The sequence below is a fragment of the Streptomyces sp. NPDC051104 genome (genome assembly GCF_040682835.1).
Classification (GTDB): Bacteria; Actinomycetota; Actinomycetes; order Streptomycetales; family Streptomycetaceae; genus Streptomyces; species Streptomyces cynarae.
In genome coordinates, this window is the sequence record NZ_JBFBBS010000001.1 from 57,893 (window position 1) to 79,445 (window position 21,553).

The window sequence follows — 21,553 nt, forward strand, 5'->3', positions numbered from 1 at the left end:
AGGCTAGGAGCCGTCTTTGTGGGAACTCTGTGACCGGTTTGCCCCTGCTGTACCGATCAGCCAGTCCCGCCGTTCGGGCAGCGCTCCGCCCGCCCTGGGCAGCCGTGCCTCGAAGCGCGCCCCCGCCCCGTCCGGGCCGTCCGTCACCGTGACGCTCCCCCGGTGCAGCGCCGCCTGCTGCGCGACCAGGGTGAGGCCGAGCCCGGAGCCGGCACTGTCCGGCCCCCGCTGGAATCGTTCGAAGATCCGGGCGCGGGATTCGGGCGGGACCCCGGGCCCGTGGTCGTCCACCGTGATCACCACCTCTCGGCCGTCTTCGCGTACGCCGACCGTCACGGCCGCCCCGCCCTGCCCGTCCCGTCCGTGGGCCAGCGCGTTGGCGAGCAGGTTGTCGAGCAGCAGCCGCAGTCCGGGCTCCCAGCCGTGCACGGTGAGCCCCGGCTGCGCGCTCGAGGTGATGCGGGCGTCCGGGGCGCGGCGGCGGGCCTCGGCGACCGCCGCGTCGGCGGCCTCCGCCACGTCCACCGTGCGGAACGCCTCCGCCTCCACCAGGTCCCCGCGCCCCAGCTCGCGCAGCATCACCAGCAGTCCGAGCAGCCGGGCGTGCTCCCGGCGCAGGTCGGTGAGGACCTCCGTGCGGTCCGGCTCGGGCAGGTCGGGGTGGTCGGCGAGGATGTCGAGGTTGGTGCCCATGCTCATCAGCGGGGTGCGCAGTTCGTGGGAGGCGGCGGCGGAGAAGGAGCGGGCGGTGTCCAGGGCCTCGGCGGTGCGGGCGGCCTGTTCGTCGTAGCGGGCGAGGACGGTGCGCAGGGTGGCCGCGAGTTCGTCGATCTCCTTCACGCCGGTCGGCTCGTGGCGAAGCCGGGCGGTGCTGGTGCGCGGGTCGAGGCCCGCGGTACGGCGGCCGAGGCGGCGCAGCGGGCCGGTGGCGCCGGTGGCGAGACCCCAGGCGAGCAGGCCGGACAGGGGCGCGGCGAGCAGGGCGGTCATGACGACGCGGCGCCGTACGAGGCGGAGTTGGGTGCGGTCGGCGGTGTCGGGCTGGAAGACCCACAGGGTGCCGGAGACCTGGGGGCCCTCGATCGGCTTCGACAGGGCCCTCCAGCTGCGCCCGGCGTCCCGGACGGTGACCGGCGCGGTGGCCTCGGCCGGCAGGGCGACCGCGGTGTCGGGCTGCGGCCCGCCGCTGAAGGTGGCGTCCGGTCCGACGACGCGTACGCCGACGTCGAGGGCGGCGGTGTAGAGCCGGCGTTCCCGGGTGTCGGCGGCCTTGGGCCGGTCGGCGGCGGCCGCGCGCAGCAGGGAGCGCGCGTCCGGGGCGACGGCGGCGGCCCGGACGCGCAGATGGCGGTCCTCCTCCTGGTGCAGGTCGCGGGCGACCAGGCGCAGCAGCAGCCAGCCGGAGGCCAGCACGAGGAGCGGGACGGTGAGTCCCACGGCGAGTCCGATGCGGGTCGAGAGCCTCACGGCTGGTCCCTCAGGACGAAGCCCACCCCGCGCACGGTGTGGATCAACCGGGACCGCCCCTGCGCCTCCAGCTTGCGCCGCAGATAGCTGACGAAGGTGTCGACGGCGTCGGTGCGGACGTCGAAGTCGTAGCCCCATACACGTTCCAGGAGCTGGTCGCGGGTGAGGACGAGGCCGGCGTTGCGGGCGAGCACCTCGAGGAGTTCGAACTCGCGCCGGGTCAGCTCCAGTGGACGGCCGTCGCGATGGGCGGTGCGGGCCGCCGGGTCGATCACCAGGTCGGCCACGCGCAGCACGTCCCGGTCGGCGGGCGGGCGGCGGCGCAGCAGGGCGCGCAGCCTGAGGACGAGTTCCTGCAGGGCGAAGGGTTTGACGAGGTAGTCGTCGCCGCCCGCCTGGAGGCCGGCTATGCGGTCGGCGGTCTCGTCGAGTGCGGAGAGCATGAGGACGGGCAGGTCCTGGCCGTCCTCACGGAGCCGTGTGCACACCGCGATGCCACTCATACCGGGCATCGACACATCGAGGACCAGGACGTCGGGGGGTGCGTCCCGGATGACGGCGAGCGCCTCGGCCCCGCCCTCGGCGGTCCGTACCCGGAAACCGCTGAGCCTGAGGCCGCGCTCCAGCGAACGGCGGATGGCCGCGTCGTCGTCCACGACCAGCACCGCCCCGACCGCGTCGCTCATACGCCCTCCCTGGACCGCCTGTCGCTGGGTCAGCGTACGGCGCTCCTGCGAGAGGGCGGCATCGGCGTCCGGGGCTGCAGGGGTCAAGCCGCCGGATCAGCGCCTGGTCGCCGTCCGCCTCTCTTGGGCGGGGGCCTTCTTCGGCCACAGCAGGTACGTGACGGCGATCAGCCCGTGGATGCCGAGGGTGCGCAGGGACGCGTACTGCCAGTCCCGCAGGGACGCGGGGGAGCCGACGTACCAGATCGCGCCCTGCAGCAGCGCGCAGGCCACTGACGTCGCGAGCAGGGTGCGCAGCCACAGTCGGCCCTCGTGTGCGGCGCGGGCCAGGCCGTACCGGGGCGGCTTCGGCGGGGGCGGGGCTCCTTGCAGCCGGTGGGCCGCGTGGCCGTCGAGCCATCGGATCGTGTAGTGCCCGTAGGCAACGGTGAAGCCGACGTAGAGCGCCGCCAGTCCGTGTTCCCAGCTCGGCTTCGACCCGTTCCTGAGGTCGATCGCCGTCACGACGAACAGCACGACCTCCAACAGCGGCTCGCACAGCAGCAGCGCCACACTCGTACGGCGCCACTTCAGCAGATACCGGACGGACAACCCCGCGGCCAACAGCACCCAGAAGCCGACCTCGCAGGCGACGACCAACCCGACGATCACGGTTCCCTCCTCTCGCTCACCCCACAGGCTCCCGTCCCGGGACGGGCTGGTCGTCGTCGGCGGTGAGGAGGCCGGCCTACATCGAAAGATGCAGTCCGGGCCGTCCCGGGGAACTACGCGGGCGGCCCAAGGCCCATGTTGGATGGACCCATGCCCGTACGACTCCCCCGCCCGCACCGTGACGACGTGCGGATCGCCGTGGGCGGGCTGCTCGCGGGGCTGCTCCTGATCCGGCTCGGCCTGTACAGCCGGACGCCTGAGGACCCGATGTCCGTTCTGGATCCGGGATGGGCGGTCCTGCTCCCGCTCGTGGTGACGGCGGGCTGTGAGCTGCTGCGCCGTACTCGGCCGCGGGCGGCGCTGCTCGTCGGGACCGTGGCGATCGTCGCGGACCTGATGACGCGCGGCAGCCTCGCCACCGTGGTGATGTACACCGACCTGGTGTACGCGGCCGTCCTGTACGGCAGCGCCGCTTCCGCCCGCCGCATCCCGTGGATCACCGGCCTGCTCACGGTCCTGGGCTCCGTGGTCCCGTTCCTCCTCTGGCGCACCCCGCCGGCCCTGCTGATCGGCGCGGGCGTCGGGCTGGTCAGCCTGGTGCCCGCCGCGACCGGCTGGGTGGTGCGCAACCACCGGGACACGGCCGTCGTCGAACGCCTGCGCGCCGAACAGACGGCCCTGCTCGCCGAGATGGACCGCACCCAGGCCGTCACCACCGAACGCGCCCGGATGGCACGAGAGTTGCACGACATGGTCGCCAACCACCTGTCCGCGATCGCCATCCACTCCACGGCCGCGCTGTCCCTCGACGGCCCGGAGACCTCCCGGGAGGCCCTCGCCGTCATCCGTGAGAACAGCGTGGCCGGGCTGGAGGAGATGCGTCGGCTGATCGGCATCCTGCGCGACGGCGGCGCCGAAAGCGCACCCGCTGCCACCCCCACCCTCGGCGGGCTCCCCGCCTTGGTGGACAGTGCCCGTGCCAACGGACTCGACGTCACCCTCGATGCCGAGTATGAGAGGGTCCCGGCGCCCGTGGAGCTGGCCGCGTACCGGATCGTCCAGGAGTCGCTGACCAACGCCCTCAAGCACGCCCGCCCGGGCAGGGTCACCGTGTCTCTCGTCCAGCGCGACGGTGTGCTCGACAAGCCGGGTCCAAGCGGCGGTCCTGGCGCAGGAGTTGGGGATCTAGCACCCCTGTCGCGCAGTGGTCCAGACCTATTGACCTCTGGTCCAGACCTTTCTATTCTCGCGGCACCCTGGGCGTGAAGGCTCAGTCATGCCCACCACTCCCCATCCCCAAGACAGGGAGGCGCAGCATGCGCTTCAGACACAGAGCCGCGGCAGGGTTCGCGACCCTGTTGCTCCCGCTGGCCGGGCTCGTCGGACTCGCCGCAGGCCCCGCCCAGGCCGCCTCGACCGCCACCGCGACCTATGCCAAGACGCAGGACTGGGGCACCGGCTTCGAAGGCAAGTGGACGGTGCAGAACACCGGCTCCACGACCATCAACTCCTGGACCGTCGAGTGGGACTTCCCCTCCGGCACGTCCGTCACCTCGGCGTGGGACGCGGACGTCACCAACTCCGGCACCCACTGGACCGCCAAGAACAAGTCCTACAACGGCACCCTCGCCCCCGGCGCCTCCGTCTCCTTCGGCTTCAACGGCAGCGGCTCCGGCTCACCGTCCAACTGCAAGCTCAGCGGCGGCAGCTGTGACGGCGGCACGACCGTCCCCGGCGACAACCCACCCTCCGCGCCCGGCACCCCCACCGCCTCGAGCATCACCGACACCTCGGTCAAGCTCGGTTGGGGCGCGGCCACCGACGACAAGGGCGTCAAGAACTACGACGTCCTGCGCGACGGCAAGGCCGTCGCCACCGTGACGGCCACCTCGTACACGGACACCGGCCTGACCGCCGGCACCGACTACTCCTACACCGTCCAGGCCCGCGACACCGCCGGCCAGACCGGTCCGGTCAGCGGCGCGGTCGCCGTGCACACCACCGGGGGCACCACCACTCCCCCGACCACCGGCGACAAGGTCAAGCTCGGCTACTTCACCGAGTGGGGCATCTACGGCCGCAACTACAACGTCAAGAACCTGGTGACGTCCGGGTCCGCGTCCAGGATCACGCACATCAACTACGCCTTCGGCAACGTCACCGGCGGCAAGTGCGCGATCGGCGACTCCTACGCCGACTACGACAAGGCGTTCACCGCCGACCAGTCCGTCAGCGGCGTCGCCGACACCTGGGACCAGCCGCTGCGCGGCAACTTCAACCAGCTGCGGGAGCTGAAGGCCAAGTACCCGAACCTCAAGGTGCTGTGGTCCTTCGGCGGCTGGACCTGGTCCGGCGGCTTCGCGGACGCGGCCAAGGACCCGGCGGGCTTCGCCCAGTCCTGCTACGACCTGGTGCACGACCCGCGCTGGGCCGACGTCTTCGACGGCATCGACATCGACTGGGAGTACCCGAACTCCTGCGGCCTGTCCTGTGACACCAGCGGCGCTGCGGCCTTCAAGAACGTGATGGCCGCGCTGCGCGCCAAGTTCGGCTCCTCCGCTCTGGTCACCGCGGCCGTCACCGCCGACGGCTCCTCCGGCGGCAAGATCGAGGCCGCCGACTACGCGGGCGCCTCGAGTTACGTGAACTGGTACAACGTGATGACGTACGACTTCTTCGGCGCCTGGGACGCGCAGGGCCCCACGGCCCCGCACTCCCCGCTCACGTCCTACAGCGGCATCCCGAAGGCCGGTTTCACCACGGCCGACGCGATCGCCAAGTACAAGGCGATCGGTGTGCCCGCCAAGAAGCTCCTCGTCGGCATCGGCTTCTACGGCCGCGGCTGGACCGGCGTCACCCAGGACGCACCGGGCGGCACGGCCACGGGCCCAGCGGCCGGCACGTACGAGCAGGGCATCGAGGACTACAAGGTGCTCAAGACGTCCTGCCCGGCCACCGGCACCATCGCGGGGACGGCGTACGCGCACTGCGGCAGCAACTGGTGGTCGTACGACACCCCGGCCACCATCGGGACGAAGATGGCGTGGGCCAAGAACCAGGGTCTCGGCGGCGCCTTCTTCTGGGAGTTCAGCGGCGACACCAGCAATGGTGAGCTGGTGAGCGCCCTCAGCAACGGGCTGTCGTAAACCTGAGCGAAGGGTCTGAACGGTATTCACCCTCCCCCGGACTTCGTTTGGGGGAGGGTGAATGCGTCTACGCCACATTCACTCGTTGTCCGGGAGGTGCGGCTTCCAGCCACGCCAGGAACCCGGTCAGCGCGTCCTCGCTCATCGCCAGTTCCAGACGGGTGCCCCGGTGGTGACAGGCGAGGACCACCGCGTCGGAGAGCAGCGCCAGCTCCTCCTCGCCCTCGGGATCGCGCCGGCCGGCCACCTCGATCGCCGAGCGCTCCAGGACACGGCGCGGGCGCGGGGCGTAGGAGAAGACGCGGAACCATTCGATGCGGTCGCCGTTGTAGCGGGCCACGCCGTATCCCCAGCCCTTGCCGCTGGTGTCGGGCTCCTCCGGGACGTTCCACCTCAAGCTGCAGTCGAAGGTGCCGCCGGAGCGCTGGATGAGGCGGCGCCTGAGGCCGAAGACGAACAGCCCCACCAGTACGAGTGCCACGACCACTCCGCACACGCTCAGAGCGAGGACCATCGACACCGACCTCCTCGTCTCCTAGGTAACGGAACGGAAAAAACACCCCGATTTGCCTCAGCCGCGGCCGGCACCGGATCACTCCGGGCCAACCGCGGCTGAGTCACGTCATAGCAAGCGCTCCCCCAGAGCCTAGACGGCCTGGGAGGTACCCCCGGTCAGCGCGCCGCCTGTGCCGCCCGCAGGCGGACATCCGCGCGCCGCTCGGCGACGGCGTCGTCCTCCGCCTTGGCGCGCTCGAGCTCTCGCTCGACGCGCTGGACGTCGATCTCGTCCGACAGCTCGGCGACCTCGGCCAGCAGCGACAACTTGTTGTCCGCGAACGAGATGAAACCGCCGTGCACCGCGGCGACGACCGTTCCACCATCACTCGTACGGATGGTCACCGGGCCCGACTCCAGCACACCGAGCAGCGGCTGGTGACCGGGCATGACGCCGATGTCGCCGGACGTGGTGCGCGCGACGACCAGGGTGGCCTCGCCGGACCAGACCTGACGGTCGGCGGCGACCAGTTCGACATGCAGCTCAGCAGCCAAGGGTGGCTCCTCGGGTCACCACCCGGCGGTCGCCGGGTGTTGGTCTGAATTCTAGTAGGCGTACGGAGAGGGGCGGACCGCACCCCGCGGGCAAGCCCGCGGGACGCTTCTCCACCCCTCTCACCAAGAGGCGGTACCTGTGACGGGCCCGGTTCGAGCCCGCCGCAGGCGACCGTCAGGAGACGCCCAGCTCCTTCGCGTTCTTCTTCAGGTCGTCGATACCACCGCACATGAAGAACGCCTGCTCCGGGAAGTGGTCGTAGTCGCCGTCGATGATCGCGTTGAACGCGGCGATCGACTCGTCCAGCGGCACGTCCGACCCGTCGACGCCGGTGAACTGCTTGGCGACGTGGGTGTTCTGGGACAGGAAGCGCTCCACGCGACGGGCCCGGTGGACGACGAGCTTGTCCTCCTCGCCGAGCTCGTCGATACCGAGGATCGCGATGATGTCCTGGAGGTCCTTGTACTTCTGCAGGACCGTCTTGACGCGCATGGCCGCGTTGTAGTGGTCCTGGGAGATGTAACGCGGGTCCAGGATGCGGGACGTGGAGTCCAGCGGGTCCACGGCCGGGTAGATGCCCTTCTCGGAGATCGGACGGGACAGAACCGTCGTCGCGTCGAGGTGGGCGAACGTGGTGGCCGGGGCCGGGTCGGTCAGGTCGTCGGCGGGGACGTAGATCGCCTGCATGGAGGTGATCGAGTGACCGCGGGTCGAGGTGATGCGCTCCTGCAGGAGGCCCATCTCGTCGGCCAGGTTCGGCTGGTAACCCACCGCGGACGGCATACGGCCGAGCAGCGTGGAGACCTCGGAACCGGCCTGGGTGAAGCGGAAGATGTTGTCGATGAAGAACAGCACGTCCTGCTTCTGGACGTCGCGGAAGTACTCCGCCATCGTCAGACCCGCGAGGGCCACACGCAGACGGGTGCCCGGCGGCTCGTCCATCTGACCGAAGACCAGCGCGGTCTTGTCGATGACGCCGGACTCGGACATCTCCTGGATGAGGTCGTTGCCCTCACGGGTGCGCTCGCCGACACCGGCGAACACGGAGACACCGTCGTGGTTGTTGGCGACGCGGTAGATCATCTCCTGGATGAGCACCGTCTTGCCGACGCCGGCACCACCGAACAGACCGATCTTGCCGCCCTTGACGTACGGGGTCAGCAGGTCGATGACCTTGATGCCGGTCTCGAACATCTCGGTCTTGGACTCGAGCTGGTCGAAGTTCGGCGCCTTGCGGTGGATCGGCCAGCGCTCGCCGTCGTACTTCTCGTCCACGTTCAGGACGTCACCGATGGTGTTGAACACCTTGCCCTTGGTGAAGTCGCCGACCGGGACGGAGATGGCGGCGCCGGTGTCGGTCACCGTGGCCTGGCGGACCAGCCCGTCGGTGGGCTGCATCGAGATCGTGCGGACCAGGCCTTCACCCAGGTGCTGGGAGACCTCCAGGGTCAGCGTCTTCTTCTCGCCCGCGTTCGCCGGGTCGGAGACCTCGACGTGGAGGGCGTTGTACATGTCCGGGATCGCGTCGACGGGGAACTCCACGTCGACGACCGGGCCGATGACCCGCGCGACGCGGCCCGTCGCCGTGGCCGTCTCAACAGTGGTGGTCATTAGTAGTCACTCCCCGCGGTCGCGTCGGCCAGGGCGCTCGCGCCACCGACGATCTCGCTGATTTCCTGGGTGATGTCGGCCTGACGGGCCGCGTTGGCAAGCCGGGTGAGCGTCTCGATGAGCTCACCGGCGTTGTCGGTGGCCGACTTCATCGCGCGCCGCGTCGCGGCGTGCTTCGAAGCGGCCGACTGGAGAAGCGCGTTGTAGATACGGCTCTCCACGTACCGCGGCAGCAGGGCGTCGAGGACGTCCTCCGCCGACGGCTCGAAGTCGTACAGCGGCAGGATCTCGTCGCCCTTCGGCGCTGCCTCCTTGGCCACCTCGTCGAGGCTCAGCGGCAGCAGGCGGGCGTCGACGGCCGACTGCGTCATCATCGACACGAACTCCGTGTAGACGATGTGCAGCTCGTCCACGCCGCCGTCCGCCGTGTCCTTCTCGATGGCCTCGATCAGGGGGGCCGCGACCTTCTTGGCGTCCGCGTACGAGGGGTCGTCGGTGAAGCCCGTGAACGACTCCGCGATCTTGCGCTCACGGAAGTTGTAGTGGGCCACACCTCGCCGGCCGACGATGTACGTGTCGACCTGCTTGCCCTCCCGCTCGAGCCGCTCGGTCAGCTGCTCCGCCGTCTTGATGGCGTTGGAGTTGAAGGCGCCGGCCAGGCCGCGGTCGCTCGTGAGGAGCAGGACCGCGACACGGGTCGGGTTCTCCGACTCCGTCGTCAGCGGGTGCTTGGTGTTCGACCCCGTGGCGACCGCCGATACCGCGCGCGTCAGCTCGGTCGCGTACGGCGTGGAGGCCGCCACCTTGCGCTGCGCCTTGACGACGCGCGAGGCGGCGATCATCTCCATCGCCTTCGTGATCTTCTTGGTCGCGCTGACGGATCGGATGCGACGCTTGTAGACCCGGAGCTGGGCTCCCATGAGTCAGGTCCCTTCCTTACGTCACTTGGCGGCTGCGGCCGGGGTGTCCTCGCCGAGCAGCTTGCCGTCCGAGGTCTCGAACTGCTTCTTGAACTCCGCGACGGCGTCGTCGATCGCCTGGATGGTGTCGTCCGACATCTTGGCGCCCTCCTTGATGGAGGTCATCAGACCCTGCTCCTTGCGGTGCAGGTAGTCGAGGAGCTCCTTCTCGAAGCGGCGGATGTCGGCGACCGGAACGTCGTCCATACGGCCGTTGGTGCCGGCCCAGATCGAGACGACCTGGTCCTCGGTGGCCATCGGCTCGTACTGGTTCTGCTTCAGCAGCTCGACCATGCGCGAACCGCGCTCCAGCTGCGCCTTCGACGCGGCGTCCAGGTCGGAACCGAAGGCGGCGAACGCCTCCAGCTCACGGAACTGGGCGAGGTCCACGCGCAGACGGCCGGAGACCTGGCGCATCGCCTTGTGCTGGGCCGAGCCACCGACGCGGGAGACCGAGATACCGACGTTCAGGGCCGGGCGCTGGCCGGCGTTGAACAGGTCGGACTCCAGGAAGCACTGGCCGTCGGTGATGGAGATGACGTTGGTCGGGATGAACGCCGAGACGTCGTTGGCCTTGGTCTCGACGATCGGCAGACCCGTCATCGAACCGGCACCCATGTCGTCGGAGAGCTTGGCGCAGCGCTCCAGCAGACGGGAGTGCAGGTAGAAGACGTCACCCGGGTAGGCCTCACGGCCCGGCGGGCGGCGCAGCAGCAGCGACACGGCGCGGTAGGCGTCGGCCTGCTTCGACAGGTCGTCGAAGATGATCAGGACGTGCTTGCCCTGGTACATCCAGTGCTGGCCGATGGCAGAACCGGTGTACGGCGCCAGGTACTTGAAGCCGGCCGGGTCGGACGCCGGGGCGGCGACGATGGTCGTGTACTCCAGCGCGCCGTTCTCCTCCAGCGAGCGGCGGACGCCCGCGATGGTGGAGCCCTTCTGGCCGATGGCGACGTAGATGCAGCGGACCTGCTTCTTCGGGTCGCCCGAGCGCCAGTTGTCGCGCTGGTTGATGATCGTGTCGACGGCCAGGGCGGTCTTGCCGGTCTGGCGGTCGCCGATGATCAGCTGACGCTGACCACGGCCGATCGGGGTCATCGCGTCGACGGCCTTGTAGCCCGTCTCCATCGGCTCGTGCACCGACTTACGGACCATGACGCCCGGAGCCTGCAGCTCGAGGGCACGGCGGCTGTCGGTCTCGATCTCGCCGAGGCCGTCGATCGGGTTGCCGAGCGGGTCGACGACGCGGCCGAGGTAGCCCTCGCCGACTGCCACGGAGAGCACCTCACCGGTGCGCTGCACCGGCTGCCCCTCCTCGACGCCGCTGAACTCACCGAGGACGATGGCACCGATCTCCCGCTCCTCCAGGTTGAGGGCGAGGCCGAGGGTGCCGTCCTCGAACTTCAGCAGCTCGTTGGCCATGGCCGAGGGCAGGCCCTCGACCTTCGCGATGCCGTCACCGGCGAACGTGACAGTGCCGACCTCCTCGCGCGAGGCCGCGTCCGGCTTGTACGCCTGGACAAAGTTCTCCAGCGCGTCCCGGATCTCCTCCGGCCGGATCGTGAGCTCCGCCATCTGGGTTCCCTGCTCTCCTTGTTGGGCCCGAAGTTTCTGTGGGGGTTCTGGGGGCGCCCCCCAGAAACTCTGCATCCTCTGCACGGCCCAACCCGGGCCGTAGTACTGCGTATGGAGTTGGTGCTAGCTCGTCATGCGGCGGCCGGCGTCCTCGAGTCGGTCCGCGATCGAACCGTTGATGACCTCGTCACCGACCTGCACCCGGATCCCGCCGACGACCTCGGGGTCGACGTCCAGGTTGAGGTGCATCTGGCGGCCGTAGAGCTTGGCCAGCGCGGCACCGAGGCGCCGCTTCTGGGAGTCGCTCAGCGGGACCGCCGAGGTCACGACGGCGACCACGCGATCACGGCGGGCGGCGGCCAGCTTGGACAGGGACTCGATTCCCGATTCCAGGCTACGTCCCCGCGGCGCGGTCACAAGGCGCGTGACCAGACGCTCGGTCGTGACGTGGGCGCGGCCGCCGAGCAGCCGGTGCAGCAGCTCGATCTTGGCCGGGGTGCCGGCGGCACGGTCCGTGAGCGCGGCGCGCAGCTCCGTGCTGGAGGAGACGATCCGGCCGAACCGGAACAGCTCGTCCTCGACGTCGTCCAGCGCGCCCGTCCTCTCGGCGGCGGTGAGGTCGGCGAGGTTCGCCAGCTCCTCCAGCGCGTCCACCAGGTCACGCGACTGCGACCAGCGCGAGCGCACCATGCCGGACAGCAGGTCCACGACCGGCCCGCCGACCTGGCCGCCGAGCAGGCTCTGGGCCAGCCCTGCCTTGGCCTCGCCGGCCCGCGCCGGGTCGGTGAGGACCCGGCGCAACGACGCCTCGCGGTCGAGCAGCGCGGTGACGGCGGCCAGCTCGTCGGCGAGCTGCGCCGCGTCCACGGACGTGGAGTCCGTCAGCGCGTCGAGACGCTCGCGTGCGGCTGCCAGGGCCTCGCGGCTCGCTCCGTTCATCGCGCGGCCTCGGCCTTCTCCTCGAGCTCGTCGAGGAAGCGGTCGATCACGCGGCTCTGCCGGGCGTGGTCCTCGAGGGACTCGCCGACGAGCTTGCCGGCCAGCTCGGTGGCGAGCCTGCCGACGTCCTGCCGCAGGTTCTGCGCGGCGGCCTTGCGGTCGGCCTCGATCTGCGCGTGACCGGCGGCGATGATCTCCTCACGCTGCCGCTGGCCTTCCGCGCGCATCTCGGCGATGAGGGCGGCGCCCTGCTCCTGCGCCTCCTGGCGCAGCCGCGCGGCCTCGTGCCGGGCTTCGGCGAGCTGAGCCTTGTACTGCTCGAGCACGCTCTGGGCCTCGACCTTCATGGCGTCGGCCTCTTCGATGCCGCCTTCGATCGCCGCGCGACGCTCCTCCAGAACCTTGTTGATGTTCGGAAGCAGCTTCTTCCAGAAGAAGAAGAACACGATGGCGAAGGCGATGGTGCCGACGAGCAGCTCGGGACCGGCCGGGAGGAGCGGGTTCTGCTCCGTCTCCTCGGCCGCCAGCTGTACCAGGTTGGCGATCACATCAGTGCCTTTCGTCGATTCGTGTCAGTAAGAAGATGATTACTTACCGAACACGAACGGCATAACGATGCCGATGAGGGCGAGCGCCTCACAGAAGGCGAAGCCCAGGATCTGGTTGGCACGGATCAGACCGGCGGCCTCGGGCTGGCGGGCCAGGGCCTGGGTGCCGTTGCCGAAGATGATGCCGACGCCGATGCCGGGGCCGATGGCCGCGAGGCCGTAGCCGATGGAGCCGACGGAACCGTGGACACCGGTGGCGGCGGCGAGGGTCTCAAGAGCGGACATGCCGGTTCTTCCTTCTCTTTCATGGACCGGTGGGGGTTGGCCACCGGACGACCAGGGGTTGGGTGCGGTGTGGCTCAGTGGTGCTCGGCGAGAGCGCCCTGAATGTAGGAACAGGCCAGGAGGACGAAGACGTACGCCTGGACGGCCTGCACGAAGAGCTCGAAGCAGATCATGGCCATGGTCATGATGAACGACACACCGGCGCCCACGACGAGCCAGCTGTTCAGCAGGTACCAGGAGGCCACGGTGAACATGACCAGCATCAGGTGGCCGGCGAACATGTTGGCGAACAGTCGCACGGCGTGCGTGAACGGGCGGACCAGGAGGTTCGAGAAGAACTCGATGACCATGACGAGCGGCAGCACGGCACCGAGCGACTTGTCGTATCCGGTGACGTTCTTGAAGAAGCCGACGAAGCCGTGCTTCTTGAAGGTGAGCGCGACCCACGTGATGTAGACGATCGCCGCCAGGACCATCGGGAACGCGATCACCGAGGCGACCGGGAACTGGGCCAGCGGGATCACGGACCAGACGTTCATGATCCAGATGAAGAAGAACAGCGAGACCATGAAGGGGACGTACTTCTCGCCCTCCCGCTTGCCCAGCGTCTCGTAGACGATGCCGCGGCGGACGAAGTCGTAACCGGCCTCGCCGATCATCTGCAGCTTGCCCGGGACGACCTTGGCCTTGCCGAAGGCTGCCGAGAAGAAGGCCACGATGAGCAGAGTGGTGACGAGCGCGAGCAGCATCACCTTGTTGAACTCGAAGCCTCCGACCGTGGCGAGCGGCTTGAACAAGAAGGATTGCAGGCCAGGGGCCGGGAAACCGCACCCGTTGTCGGACAGGACCCGACAACTCCAGTCAAAGGCGAGCTGGGTCTGGTCAGCACTCACCGCGGGCTCCTTCGGCGTGACGCATGGGTACGGCAACCTCGTTGTGTCGGCGCGGCGCGCAGCCGCGGATCGGCACCGGACTGGTGTTACGGATGTGGGGGCGGCTGAGGGGCATCGAGCCTCGCGATTGAGCAGGCGTCAGCTCAGATGCCCGCGCCCACGATGCCGCAGTTGGCACCGGACGATAGCAGGAGATCTCACAAGTCTTTATCCCGGCCCTACCCCTCACGACGTGGGCCCTGTCTTCTCGGGCTTCTTGCTCTCCTGGGAGTCCGGGTCGACGTAGAAGATCTTGGCCTTCATGTGCGCACGCGCCTGCGCGGCCATCCACACGACCGTGGTGACGACGAGCGCGAGCGCGAACGTCTTGGGGTTGAAGAGAGAAGTGCCCTTGAAGAGGCCCACGAAGATCAGGAGCAGCAGAAGCTGGGCCATGTAGAGCATCAGCCCCATGGCCTGGAACAGGTGCGGGAGCGATTTCGCCGTCCACTGCAGGACGTAGAGCCCGATGCCCATGAAGAGGACGGCGAGCACTGTGCCGACGGCCGCCCCGATCGCTCCCTTGCCGCCCGCGACAACACCGCTGACAACGACGGCGACCGCGCCGGCAGACGCTGTGGGCACAGCGATCTGCAGAAGGTTCCGGGCGTCATTGGACGGCATGGCGGCAACTCCGCTTTCACAGGGGGCAGGGTGTCGTCATGGACGAGCGTAGTCCCGGGCCGAGCGGGGTCCGCACGCCGAGGGGCCGTCGCATCCGGACCCTCCGGCTCTATCCCGGGGTTCTCGTGAACCGTATCACAAACTATTTGATGCGGTCTTTACCTAGGTGGTGTGCCAACTGTCACACATGAGAGTGAATCTGCCCGTCTGCGCGGACGCGGCGGCGCCTTGTCTGGTATTGCGGCGCTTTGCACCCCCACGGAATGGCAACGCGCTCGCCAGATTCTTACCTTGCACGTCAGCGTGACGATTCCGCCCGGCGCCGCTCCATCCGCGCACGGGCGCCGATGGCAGTGGCTCCGTTGACTCCCGAGACCCCTGCGACCGCAGGGGTGCGGCACTCCTCCTGTCGTGCCGGCCCGCTCTCGGCGTACGCGGCGGCCGGCAGCGGCTTCGCGGCGGTGCCGCGCCGACGGCGGTAGCGCGGAGGCACGAAGGACTCGGCCCACTGCGGGGCGCGCGGCGTGAACCGCGGCAGCAGGAGCAGCACCAGACCGACCGCGCTGAGCACCACGATGCCGAGCACGATCCACATGGACGCGGAGTTCACGGAGTAGCCGAGGGTGCCGAAGGCGATGAGCGCCGACCAGAAGTACATGATCAGCACGGCACGGCTGTGCGAGTGCCCGATCTCCAGCAGCCGGTGGTGCAGATGACCGCGGTCGGCGGCGAACGGGGACTGGCCGCGCCAGGTACGGCGCACGATCGCGAGGACCAGGTCCGCGGCCGGGACGGCGATGATCGTCAGCGGGAGCAGCAGCGGGATGTAGACGGGGACGGTCTGGTGGACCGTCGCGCGCTCGGAACCGGAGAAGAGGTTCATCGCGTCCGGGTCGACCTGCCCGGTGACCGAGATGGCGCCGGCGGCGAGCACGAGCCCGATCAGCATCGATCCCGAGTCACCCATGAAGATCCGCGCCGGGTGCATGTTGTGCGGCAGGAAGCCCAGGCACATGCCCATCAGGACGGCCGCGAAGAGGGTGGCGGGGGCGGCGGCCTCGAGCCCGTAGCCGTACCAGATCCGGTACGCGTACATGAAGAACGCCGCCGCCGCGATGCACACCATGCCGGCGGCGAGACCGTCGAGACCGTCGACGAAGTTGACCGCGTTGATCGTGATGACGACCAGCGCCACGGTCAGCAAGGTGCCCTGCCAGGGGGTGAGCGAGACCGTGCCGACGCCCGGGACCGGCAGCCAGAGAATGGTCAGACCCTGCATGACCATCACACCCGCGGCGATCATCTGCCCGCCCAGCTTGATCAGGGCGTCGATCTCGAACTTGTCGTCCAGCACACCGATCAGCCAGATGAGGGCCGCTCCGGAGAGCAGCGCCCGAGGCTCGTTGGACTTGGCGAAGACCTCGTTGAGGTTCTTGAGGTGGTCGGCGACCAGCAGGCCCGCGCACAGGCCGAAGAACATGGCGATCCCGCCGAGCCGGGGCGTCGGTTCCCGGTGCACGTCCCGGGCCCGGATCTCCGGCATCGCTCCTGCCACGATCGCGAATTTGCGTACCGGCCCTGTCAGCAGATACGTCACCGCAGCCGTGATGCAGAGCGTCAGCAGGTATTCACGCACGGGCTTCCCCACAGGTCTCGCTGGGCGTCCTCAGCCCCACACCCTAGCTTCGCGTGCATATGGTTGAGGACTCACGGGTAGCGAAGATGGTTGCACGTGTGGCTGTGTATAACGCGCGCCTACCCCTCATCGCCCGGGATACGGCGGAAATCCCTCGGTGAGATCCCGCACTTTCCCCCGTGCCGTCCTGGGCCCCGTCTCGCGGCGCAGCACGGACGCGAACAGGGCCGCCACATACGCCATCTCGCCCTCGCCCATGCCCTGGGTCGTCAGCGCCGCGGTGCCCAGGCGCAGGCCGCGGGCGTCGCCGTGCGGCAGCGCACAGCAGTCCAGGACCATCCCGGCGGCGGCGAGCAGCCCGCGCCCGCTGCGGCCGTCGACGCCCAGCGGCGCCGGATCGGCGATGATCAGGTGTGTGTCGGTACCGTCGGTGGTGATGTGCAGCCCCTCGGCGGCCAGTCCCGCCGCGAGCGCCCTGGCATTGGCGACCACCCGGTGGACGTAAGCGGCGAAGCCGTCCGTCGCCGCCTCCCCGAACGCGACGGCCTTGGCCGCGATGGTGTGCATGTGCGCGCCGCCCTGGGTGAACGGGAAGACGGCCCGGTCCACGCGCTCGGCCAGTTCGCTTCCGCACAGGATCATGCCGCCGCGCGGGCCGCGCAGCACCTTGTGGGTGGTGGCGCAGACGATGTCGGCGTACGGCACCGGACTGGGCGCCGCTCCCCCGGCCACGAGCCCGATCGGGTGCGCGGCGTCGGCGATGAGATACGCCCCCGCCTCGTCGGCGACCTCTCGGAAGAAGGCGTAGTCGATGTGGCGCGGATAGGCGATCGACCCGCACACGATGGCCTTCGGGCGGTGCGTACGAGCCAGGGCGCGCACCTGCACATGGTCCATGAGCCCGGACTCCGCCTCGACGCCGTATCCGACGAAGTCGAACCAGCGGCCGGAGAAGTTGGCGGGCGAGCCGTGCGTGAGATGGCCGCCGTGCGGCAGCCCGAGCGCGAGCACGGTGTCGCCGGGGCGGAGCAGGGCGGCGTACGCGGCGAGCATCGCCGACGATCCCGAGTGGCACTGCACATTCGCGTGCTCAGCACCGAAGAGTGCCTTGGCCCGCTCCACGGCGAGGCGCTCGGCGACGTCGACGATCTCGCACCCGCCGTGGTGCCGGGCACCGGGGTATCCCTCGGCGTACTTGTTGGCGAGCGGGGACCCGAGGGCGGCGAGCACCGCCGGCGAGCTGAAGTTCTCGGCGGCGATCAGCTGCAGGGTCGTCGACTGCCGCGCCAGCTCCCCGAGCAGGAGCTCGGCCATCTCGGGGTCCTGCCGCCGCAGGACATCGGCCTCGAGGGTGGGGATGACCGCCATGGTGAGCTCCCGGGCGACGACGGGGACGTAGGACCAATGTAGGCCGGGGGCGGCTGAGACGCCCGGTATCGGAGGCGCCTGGGAACTCGGGGCGTTCTGTGGCCACGGCGACTGCGGCTTCACGCCGCTGAGAACAGTCGTGCCGCCGCAGCTGCCATAACTGCGGGCAGTCGTGCCTCCCCCGGAGCCTTGACGGCCTGGGGGGACCCCCAGGGGCGGCACGGGTGGGCGCTGGGGGTACCCCCTGCTCGAAGAGCTTGGGGGAGGCACTCCGTAGCGCCGGTTCGCGCGCCCTCCCCCCGGGCAACCGCCCCCGGGCACTGCACACCCCCGGGCGCCGAAAAGCCACGGCACCCTACGTCCGCGCAGGCACCCCCGTCAGCGCCGTCACCACCGGTTCCAGCGCCTGATGGATCTCGTCCCCGATCGACCGGAAGAACGGCAGAGGCGCCCCGTACGGGTCGTACACCTCGTCCGCCTCCGCCGTAGGCGCCAGCAGCCACCCGCGTAGAGCCGCCGCGGCCCGCACCAGCGCCCGCGCACGCGCGACCACACCGTCCTCCAGGGGCGGCAAGGTGGCCGGGTCTATCGCGCGCACCAGCCGCGTGAACTCCTTCAGCGTGAACGTGCGCAGCCCCGCCGAGTGCCCCATCGAGATCACCTGCGCCCGGTGGTCCCGCGTGGCGGTCAGCACCAAGTCGGCCCTGATCACATGCTCGTCCAGCAGCTCCCGCCCCACGAACCCGGAGGCGTCCGCCCCGAAGTCAGCGAGGACCGCCTCGGCGTTCGCCTCCATGGGCGCGCCCTCATGGCCCCAGGTGCCCGCGCTCTCGACGATGACCCCGCCCCACAGCGGGTCGCCGAGCCGGTCCGCCAGGGCGTGCCGGGTCAGCCGCTCGGTGATCGGCGAGCGGCACACGTTGCCGGTGCTGACGTGGAGGATGCGGAAGGTGTCGCGGGGCGGACCCGGCTGGGCCAGGTCCCCCGTCTCGTCCCCGTTGCCTATGCCACGCCCCGCGTCAGGGGCCGTCAATTCGCCACCTCGAGGTCGGGTACGACCTTGCGCAGCTCCTCCGGCGACAGGGCGCCCTCGCGCAGCAGCACGGGCACCTTGCCGGTGACGTCGACGATCGACGACGGCACGTTGCCGGGGGTGGGGCCGCCGTCCAGGTAGACGGAGACGGAGTCGCCGAGCATCTCCTGCGCGGCGTCACACGTCTCCGGCGCCGGGTGGCCGGTGAGGTTCGCGGAGGAGACCGCCATCGGCCCGACCTCCGTCAGCAGCTCGATCGCGACCGGGTGCAGCGGCATCCGCACGGCGACGGTGCCCCGGGTGTCCCCCAGGTCCCACTGCAGCGACGGCTGGTGCTTGGTGACGAGCGTGAGGGCCCCCGGCCAGAACGCGTCCACCAGCTCCCACGCCATCTCGGAGAAGCCCGTGACGAGGCCGTGCAGCGTGTTCGGGGAGCCGATGAGGACGGGCGTGGGCATGTTGCGGCCCCGGCCCTTGGCCTGGAGCAGGTCGGCCACGGCCTCCGCGGAGAACGCGTCGGCGCCGATGCCGTACACCGTGTCGGTCGGCAGCACCACGAGTTCGCCCCGGCGGACGGCGGACGCGGCCTCACGCAGACCCGTCGCGCGGTCGGTCGCGTCGTTGGTGTCGTATCGCCGTGCCATTGTCAGCTGGCCTCCTCGTACACGTACTGCTGCGGGAAAAGAGTCTCAGGGATGCTCACGGCAGCGCCTTGCGGGCGGTCGCGAAGCGCGGGCGGTTGTTCAGGTCGGGGTGGTCGGCCGCGTCGGCCCAGCCCCGCTCCTCGGTGAAGATCCACGGCACCTGGCCGCCCTGGGTGTCGGCGTGCTCGATGACGACGACACCGCCGGGGCGCAGCAGCCGGTGCGCGGTGCGCTCGATGCCCCGGATGAGGTCCAGGCCGTCCTCGCCGGAGAACAGGGCCAGCTCCGGGTCGTAGTCCCGGGCCTCCGGGGCCACGTACTCCCACTCGGTGAGGGGGATGTACGGCGGGTTGGAGATCACCAGGTCGACCTGTCCGTCGAGGTCCGGAAACGCGTCCCGCGCGTCTCCCTGGCGCAGGTCGACCCTGGAGCCCGCCATGTTCTTGCGGGTCCACTGCAGGGCGTCCTCGGACAGCTCCACGGCGTGCACGCGCGAGCGCGGCACCTCCTGGGCGAGGGCGAGCGCGATGGCGCCGGAGCCGGTGCACAGGTCCACGATGCACGGCTCGACGACGTCCATGGCCCGTACGGCGTCTATGGCCCAGCCGACGACCGACTCCGTCTCCGGGCGCGGCACGAACACCCCGGGTCCGACCTGGAGTTCCAGGTACCGGAAGTAGGCGCGCCCGGTGATGTGCTGGAGCGGCTCGCGCTGCTCCCGGCGCGCGATGACCTCCCAGTAGCGGGCGTCGAAGTCCGAGTCCTTCACGGAGTGCAGCTCGCCCCGCTTGACGCCGTGCACGAACGCGGCGAGCTCCTCCGCGTCGTTGCGCGGCGAGGGCACGCCGGCGTCGGCCAGCCGCTGGGTGGCCTGGGCCACCTCCGCGAGCAGCAGGTTCACGCTGGTCCTCCGGTGCTGTGTACGGGCCTGGTACGGCTGGTACGGAGCCTTACGCGGCGGCGGCGAGCTTGGCGGCCGAGTCAGCGTCGACACAGGCCTGGATGACCGCGTCGAGGTCGCCGTCCAGGACCTGGTCCAGGTTGTACGCCTTGAAGCCGACGCGGTGGTCCGAGATGCGGTTCTCCGGGAAGTTGTACGTGCGGATCTTCTCGGAGCGGTCGACGGTGCGGACCTGGCTGCGGCGGGCGTCGGCGGCCTCCTTCTCCGCCTCCTCCTGCGCCATGGCGAGCAGCCTGGAGCGCAGGATACGCATGGCCTGCTGCTTGTTCTGCAGCTGGCTCTTCTCGTTCTGGCAGGAGGCGACGACGCCGGTCGGGATGTGCGTGATGCGCACCGCTGAGTCGGTGGTGTTGACGGACTGGCCGCCGGGGCCCGAGGACCGGTAGACGTCGATCCGGAGGTCGTTGGGGTTGATCTCCACGTCGACCTCCTCGGCCTCGGGGGTGACGAGGACACCGGCCGCGGAGGTGTGGATACGGCCCTGGGACTCGGTCGCGGGCACGCGCTGCACGCGGTGCACCCCGCCCTCGTACTTCAGCCGGGCCCACACGCCCTGGCCGGGCTCGATCTGGCCGCGGGCCTTCACCGCGACCTGGACGTCCTTGTAGCCGCCGAGCTCGGACTCGGTGGAGTCGATGATCTCGGTCTTCCAGCCGACGCGCTCGGCGTAGCGCAGGTACATGCGCAGCAGGTCGCCGGCGAACAGGGCGGACTCGTCGCCGCCCGCGCCCGCCTTGATCTCGAGGATGACGTCCTTGTCGTCGCTGGGGTCGCGCGGAACGAGCAGCAGGCGCAGCTTCTCGGTCAGCTCCTCGCGCTGCTTCTCCAGCTCCTTGACCTCGGCGGCGAAGTCCGGGTCGTCGGCGGCGAGTTCGCGCGCCGTCTCGATGTCGCCGCCGGTCTGCTTCCAGGAGCGGTACGTGGCGACGATCGGGCCCAGCTCGGCGTAGCGCTTGTTCAGCCTGCGCGCGCCCGCCTGGTCGGCGTGGATCGACGGATCCGCGAGTTTCTTCTCCAGGTCGGCGTGCTCCCCGACCAGTTCCTCGACCGCCTCGAACATCTCCGGCTCCCTGAAATGCCCCCTGCCCGGCCGGGGCATGGGGACGTGTGTACGACGAACAATGGCTGCACCGCAAAGCGCCGGCCCCGGTGCCCCGGCGAAGGGGGCACCGGAGACCGGCGCTGTGGGCTCGCTACTTCTTGGCAGCGGCAGCCTTGCCGAAGCGGGCCTCGAAGCGGGCCACACGGCCACCGGTGTCGAGGATCTTCTGCTTGCCCGTGTAGAACGGGTGGCACTCGGAGCAGACCTCGGCCCGGATGGTGCCGGACTCGATGGTGCTACGGGTGGTGAACGACGCGCCGCAGGTGCAGCTGACCTGCGTCTCGACGTACGCGGGGTGGATGTCGCGCTTCAAGGTGTCTCCTAGGTTCCGGGAG

At 69.9% G+C, this 21,553-nt stretch carries 22 protein-coding genes; 2 read left to right on the forward strand and 20 right to left on the reverse strand.

Going from position 1 to position 21,553, the window contains the following annotated elements; translation table 11 throughout:
* Positions 1-3 precede the first annotated feature (3 nt).
* The 3 genes from AB0N14_RS00285 to AB0N14_RS00295 all read right to left on the reverse strand — a co-directional run bounded on the left by AB0N14_RS00285 (position 4) and on the right by AB0N14_RS00295 (position 2,804).
* A complete protein-coding gene (locus AB0N14_RS00285) occupies positions 4-1,467 on the reverse strand; it encodes a HAMP domain-containing sensor histidine kinase (protein ID WP_366023507.1) in 1,464 nt (487 codons plus the stop codon).
* Positions 1,464-2,153 (reverse strand): response regulator transcription factor, encoded by a 690-nt coding sequence (locus tag AB0N14_RS00290; protein WP_366023508.1) that lies wholly within the window; start codon positions 2,151-2,153, stop codon positions 1,464-1,466. The genes AB0N14_RS00285 and AB0N14_RS00290 overlap by 4 nt, the downstream gene beginning before the upstream one ends.
* A gap of 96 nt (positions 2,154-2,249) precedes the next feature.
* Positions 2,250-2,804, reverse strand: a complete 555-nt coding sequence (locus AB0N14_RS00295; protein WP_366023509.1) for a hypothetical protein — start codon at positions 2,802-2,804, stop codon at positions 2,250-2,252.
* Between the two features lie 150 nt (positions 2,805-2,954).
* On the opposite strand from AB0N14_RS00295, the gene AB0N14_RS00300 reads away from it, so the two are divergent.
* A complete protein-coding gene (locus AB0N14_RS00300; RefSeq protein WP_366023510.1) occupies positions 2,955-4,070 on the forward strand; it encodes a histidine kinase in 1,116 nt (371 codons plus the stop codon).
* Between the two features lie 50 nt (positions 4,071-4,120).
* Positions 4,121-5,950 (forward strand): glycoside hydrolase family 18 chitinase, encoded by a 1,830-nt coding sequence (locus AB0N14_RS00305; RefSeq protein ID WP_366023511.1) that lies wholly within the window; start codon positions 4,121-4,123, stop codon positions 5,948-5,950.
* Positions 5,951-6,017: 67 nt separating this feature from the next.
* Here the strand turns inward: AB0N14_RS00305 and AB0N14_RS00310 are convergent, their stop codons facing one another.
* The 17 genes from AB0N14_RS00310 to rpmE form a co-directional block, all read right to left on the reverse strand.
* Positions 6,018-6,464: a DUF2550 domain-containing protein gene (locus AB0N14_RS00310; RefSeq protein WP_366023512.1), complete on the reverse strand. Its 447-nt coding sequence runs from the start codon at positions 6,462-6,464 to the stop codon at positions 6,018-6,020.
* Positions 6,465-6,622: 158 nt separating this feature from the next.
* Positions 6,623-7,000 carry a F0F1 ATP synthase subunit epsilon gene (locus tag AB0N14_RS00315; protein ID WP_103838606.1) on the reverse strand — a complete coding sequence of 126 codons (378 nt, stop codon included), beginning with the start codon at positions 6,998-7,000 and terminating at the stop codon, positions 6,623-6,625.
* Between the two features lie 175 nt (positions 7,001-7,175).
* Positions 7,176-8,612, reverse strand: a complete 1,437-nt coding sequence (gene atpD, locus AB0N14_RS00320) for a F0F1 ATP synthase subunit beta (protein WP_366023513.1) — start codon at positions 8,610-8,612, stop codon at positions 7,176-7,178.
* The gene (locus AB0N14_RS00325) at positions 8,612-9,532 is read right to left on the reverse strand and encodes a F0F1 ATP synthase subunit gamma (protein WP_366023514.1); all 921 of its coding nucleotides are present in this window, start codon (positions 9,530-9,532) and stop codon (positions 8,612-8,614) included. The genes atpD and AB0N14_RS00325 overlap by 1 nt, the downstream gene beginning before the upstream one ends.
* A gap of 21 nt (positions 9,533-9,553) precedes the next feature.
* Positions 9,554-11,146, reverse strand: coding sequence for a F0F1 ATP synthase subunit alpha (gene atpA / locus AB0N14_RS00330; protein WP_366023515.1), 1,593 nt, complete (start codon positions 11,144-11,146; stop codon positions 9,554-9,556).
* 123 nt (positions 11,147-11,269) lie between these two features.
* A complete protein-coding gene (locus AB0N14_RS00335) occupies positions 11,270-12,085 on the reverse strand; it encodes a F0F1 ATP synthase subunit delta (protein ID WP_366023516.1) in 816 nt (271 codons plus the stop codon).
* Positions 12,082-12,633, reverse strand: a complete 552-nt coding sequence (locus AB0N14_RS00340; RefSeq protein ID WP_366023517.1) for a F0F1 ATP synthase subunit B — start codon at positions 12,631-12,633, stop codon at positions 12,082-12,084. Before AB0N14_RS00340 ends, AB0N14_RS00335 begins: the two co-directional genes overlap by 4 nt.
* A 39-nt stretch (positions 12,634-12,672) precedes the next feature.
* Positions 12,673-12,918, reverse strand: a complete 246-nt coding sequence (gene atpE / locus AB0N14_RS00345; protein ID WP_234514092.1) for an ATP synthase F0 subunit C — start codon at positions 12,916-12,918, stop codon at positions 12,673-12,675.
* Between the two features lie 74 nt (positions 12,919-12,992).
* Positions 12,993-13,763: a F0F1 ATP synthase subunit A gene (gene atpB, locus AB0N14_RS00350; RefSeq protein WP_366024218.1), complete on the reverse strand. Its 771-nt coding sequence runs from the start codon at positions 13,761-13,763 to the stop codon at positions 12,993-12,995.
* A gap of 273 nt (positions 13,764-14,036) precedes the next feature.
* Entirely contained in the window at positions 14,037-14,474 is a 438-nt protein-coding gene (locus AB0N14_RS00355) for a hypothetical protein (protein ID WP_366023518.1), read from the reverse strand.
* A gap of 298 nt (positions 14,475-14,772) precedes the next feature.
* Positions 14,773-16,110: an MraY family glycosyltransferase gene (locus AB0N14_RS00360; protein WP_366023519.1), complete on the reverse strand. Its 1,338-nt coding sequence runs from the start codon at positions 16,108-16,110 to the stop codon at positions 14,773-14,775.
* Positions 16,111-16,236: 126 nt separating this feature from the next.
* Positions 16,237-17,478, reverse strand: a complete 1,242-nt coding sequence (glyA, locus tag AB0N14_RS00365; protein WP_366023520.1) for a serine hydroxymethyltransferase — start codon at positions 17,476-17,478, stop codon at positions 16,237-16,239.
* A gap of 355 nt (positions 17,479-17,833) precedes the next feature.
* Entirely contained in the window at positions 17,834-18,511 is a 678-nt protein-coding gene (locus AB0N14_RS00370) for a protein-tyrosine-phosphatase (protein ID WP_366023521.1), read from the reverse strand.
* Positions 18,508-19,155, reverse strand: a complete 648-nt coding sequence (locus AB0N14_RS00375; protein WP_366023522.1) for an L-threonylcarbamoyladenylate synthase — start codon at positions 19,153-19,155, stop codon at positions 18,508-18,510. The genes AB0N14_RS00370 and AB0N14_RS00375 overlap by 4 nt, the downstream gene beginning before the upstream one ends.
* A gap of 55 nt (positions 19,156-19,210) precedes the next feature.
* Complete coding sequence (prmC, locus tag AB0N14_RS00380) at positions 19,211-20,056, reverse strand: peptide chain release factor N(5)-glutamine methyltransferase (RefSeq protein ID WP_366023523.1); 846 nt, start codon at positions 20,054-20,056, stop codon at positions 19,211-19,213.
* Positions 20,057-20,105: 49 nt separating this feature from the next.
* Positions 20,106-21,176, reverse strand: a complete 1,071-nt coding sequence (gene prfA / locus AB0N14_RS00385; RefSeq protein ID WP_366023524.1) for a peptide chain release factor 1 — start codon at positions 21,174-21,176, stop codon at positions 20,106-20,108.
* Positions 21,177-21,309: 133 nt separating this feature from the next.
* Positions 21,310-21,531: a 50S ribosomal protein L31 gene (rpmE, locus tag AB0N14_RS00390; protein WP_103838593.1), complete on the reverse strand. Its 222-nt coding sequence runs from the start codon at positions 21,529-21,531 to the stop codon at positions 21,310-21,312.
* Between the last annotated feature and the right edge of the window lie 22 nt (positions 21,532-21,553).

What these genes read in the sequence shown, in the direction of transcription:
- AB0N14_RS00290 (WP_366023508.1), bottom strand. Translation starts at nt 2,153, where the DNA reads ATGAGCGACGCGGTCGGGGCGGTGCTGGTCGTGGACGACGACGCGGCC.
- AB0N14_RS00355 (WP_366023518.1), bottom strand. Translation starts at nt 14,474, where the DNA reads ATGCCGTCCAATGACGCCCGGAACCTTCTGCAGATCGCTGTGCCCACA.
- atpE (WP_234514092.1), bottom strand. Translation starts at nt 12,918, where the DNA reads ATGTCCGCTCTTGAGACCCTCGCCGCCGCCACCGGTGTCCACGGTTCC.
- atpD (WP_366023513.1), bottom strand. Translation starts at nt 8,612, where the DNA reads ATGACCACCACTGTTGAGACGGCCACGGCGACGGGCCGCGTCGCGCGG.
- AB0N14_RS00310 (WP_366023512.1), bottom strand. Translation starts at nt 6,464, where the DNA reads ATGGTCCTCGCTCTGAGCGTGTGCGGAGTGGTCGTGGCACTCGTACTG.
- AB0N14_RS00305 (WP_366023511.1), top strand. Translation starts at nt 4,121, where the DNA reads ATGCGCTTCAGACACAGAGCCGCGGCAGGGTTCGCGACCCTGTTGCTC.
- atpA (WP_366023515.1), bottom strand. Translation starts at nt 11,146, where the DNA reads ATGGCGGAGCTCACGATCCGGCCGGAGGAGATCCGGGACGCGCTGGAG.
- prfA (WP_366023524.1), bottom strand. Translation starts at nt 21,176, where the DNA reads ATGTTCGAGGCGGTCGAGGAACTGGTCGGGGAGCACGCCGACCTGGAG.
- glyA (WP_366023520.1), bottom strand. Translation starts at nt 17,478, where the DNA reads ATGGCGGTCATCCCCACCCTCGAGGCCGATGTCCTGCGGCGGCAGGAC.
- AB0N14_RS00335 (WP_366023516.1), bottom strand. Translation starts at nt 12,085, where the DNA reads ATGAACGGAGCGAGCCGCGAGGCCCTGGCAGCCGCACGCGAGCGTCTC.
- AB0N14_RS00375 (WP_366023522.1), bottom strand. Translation starts at nt 19,155, where the DNA reads ATGGCACGGCGATACGACACCAACGACGCGACCGACCGCGCGACGGGT.
- AB0N14_RS00325 (WP_366023514.1), bottom strand. Translation starts at nt 9,532, where the DNA reads ATGGGAGCCCAGCTCCGGGTCTACAAGCGTCGCATCCGATCCGTCAGC.
- AB0N14_RS00300 (WP_366023510.1), top strand. Translation starts at nt 2,955, where the DNA reads ATGCCCGTACGACTCCCCCGCCCGCACCGTGACGACGTGCGGATCGCC.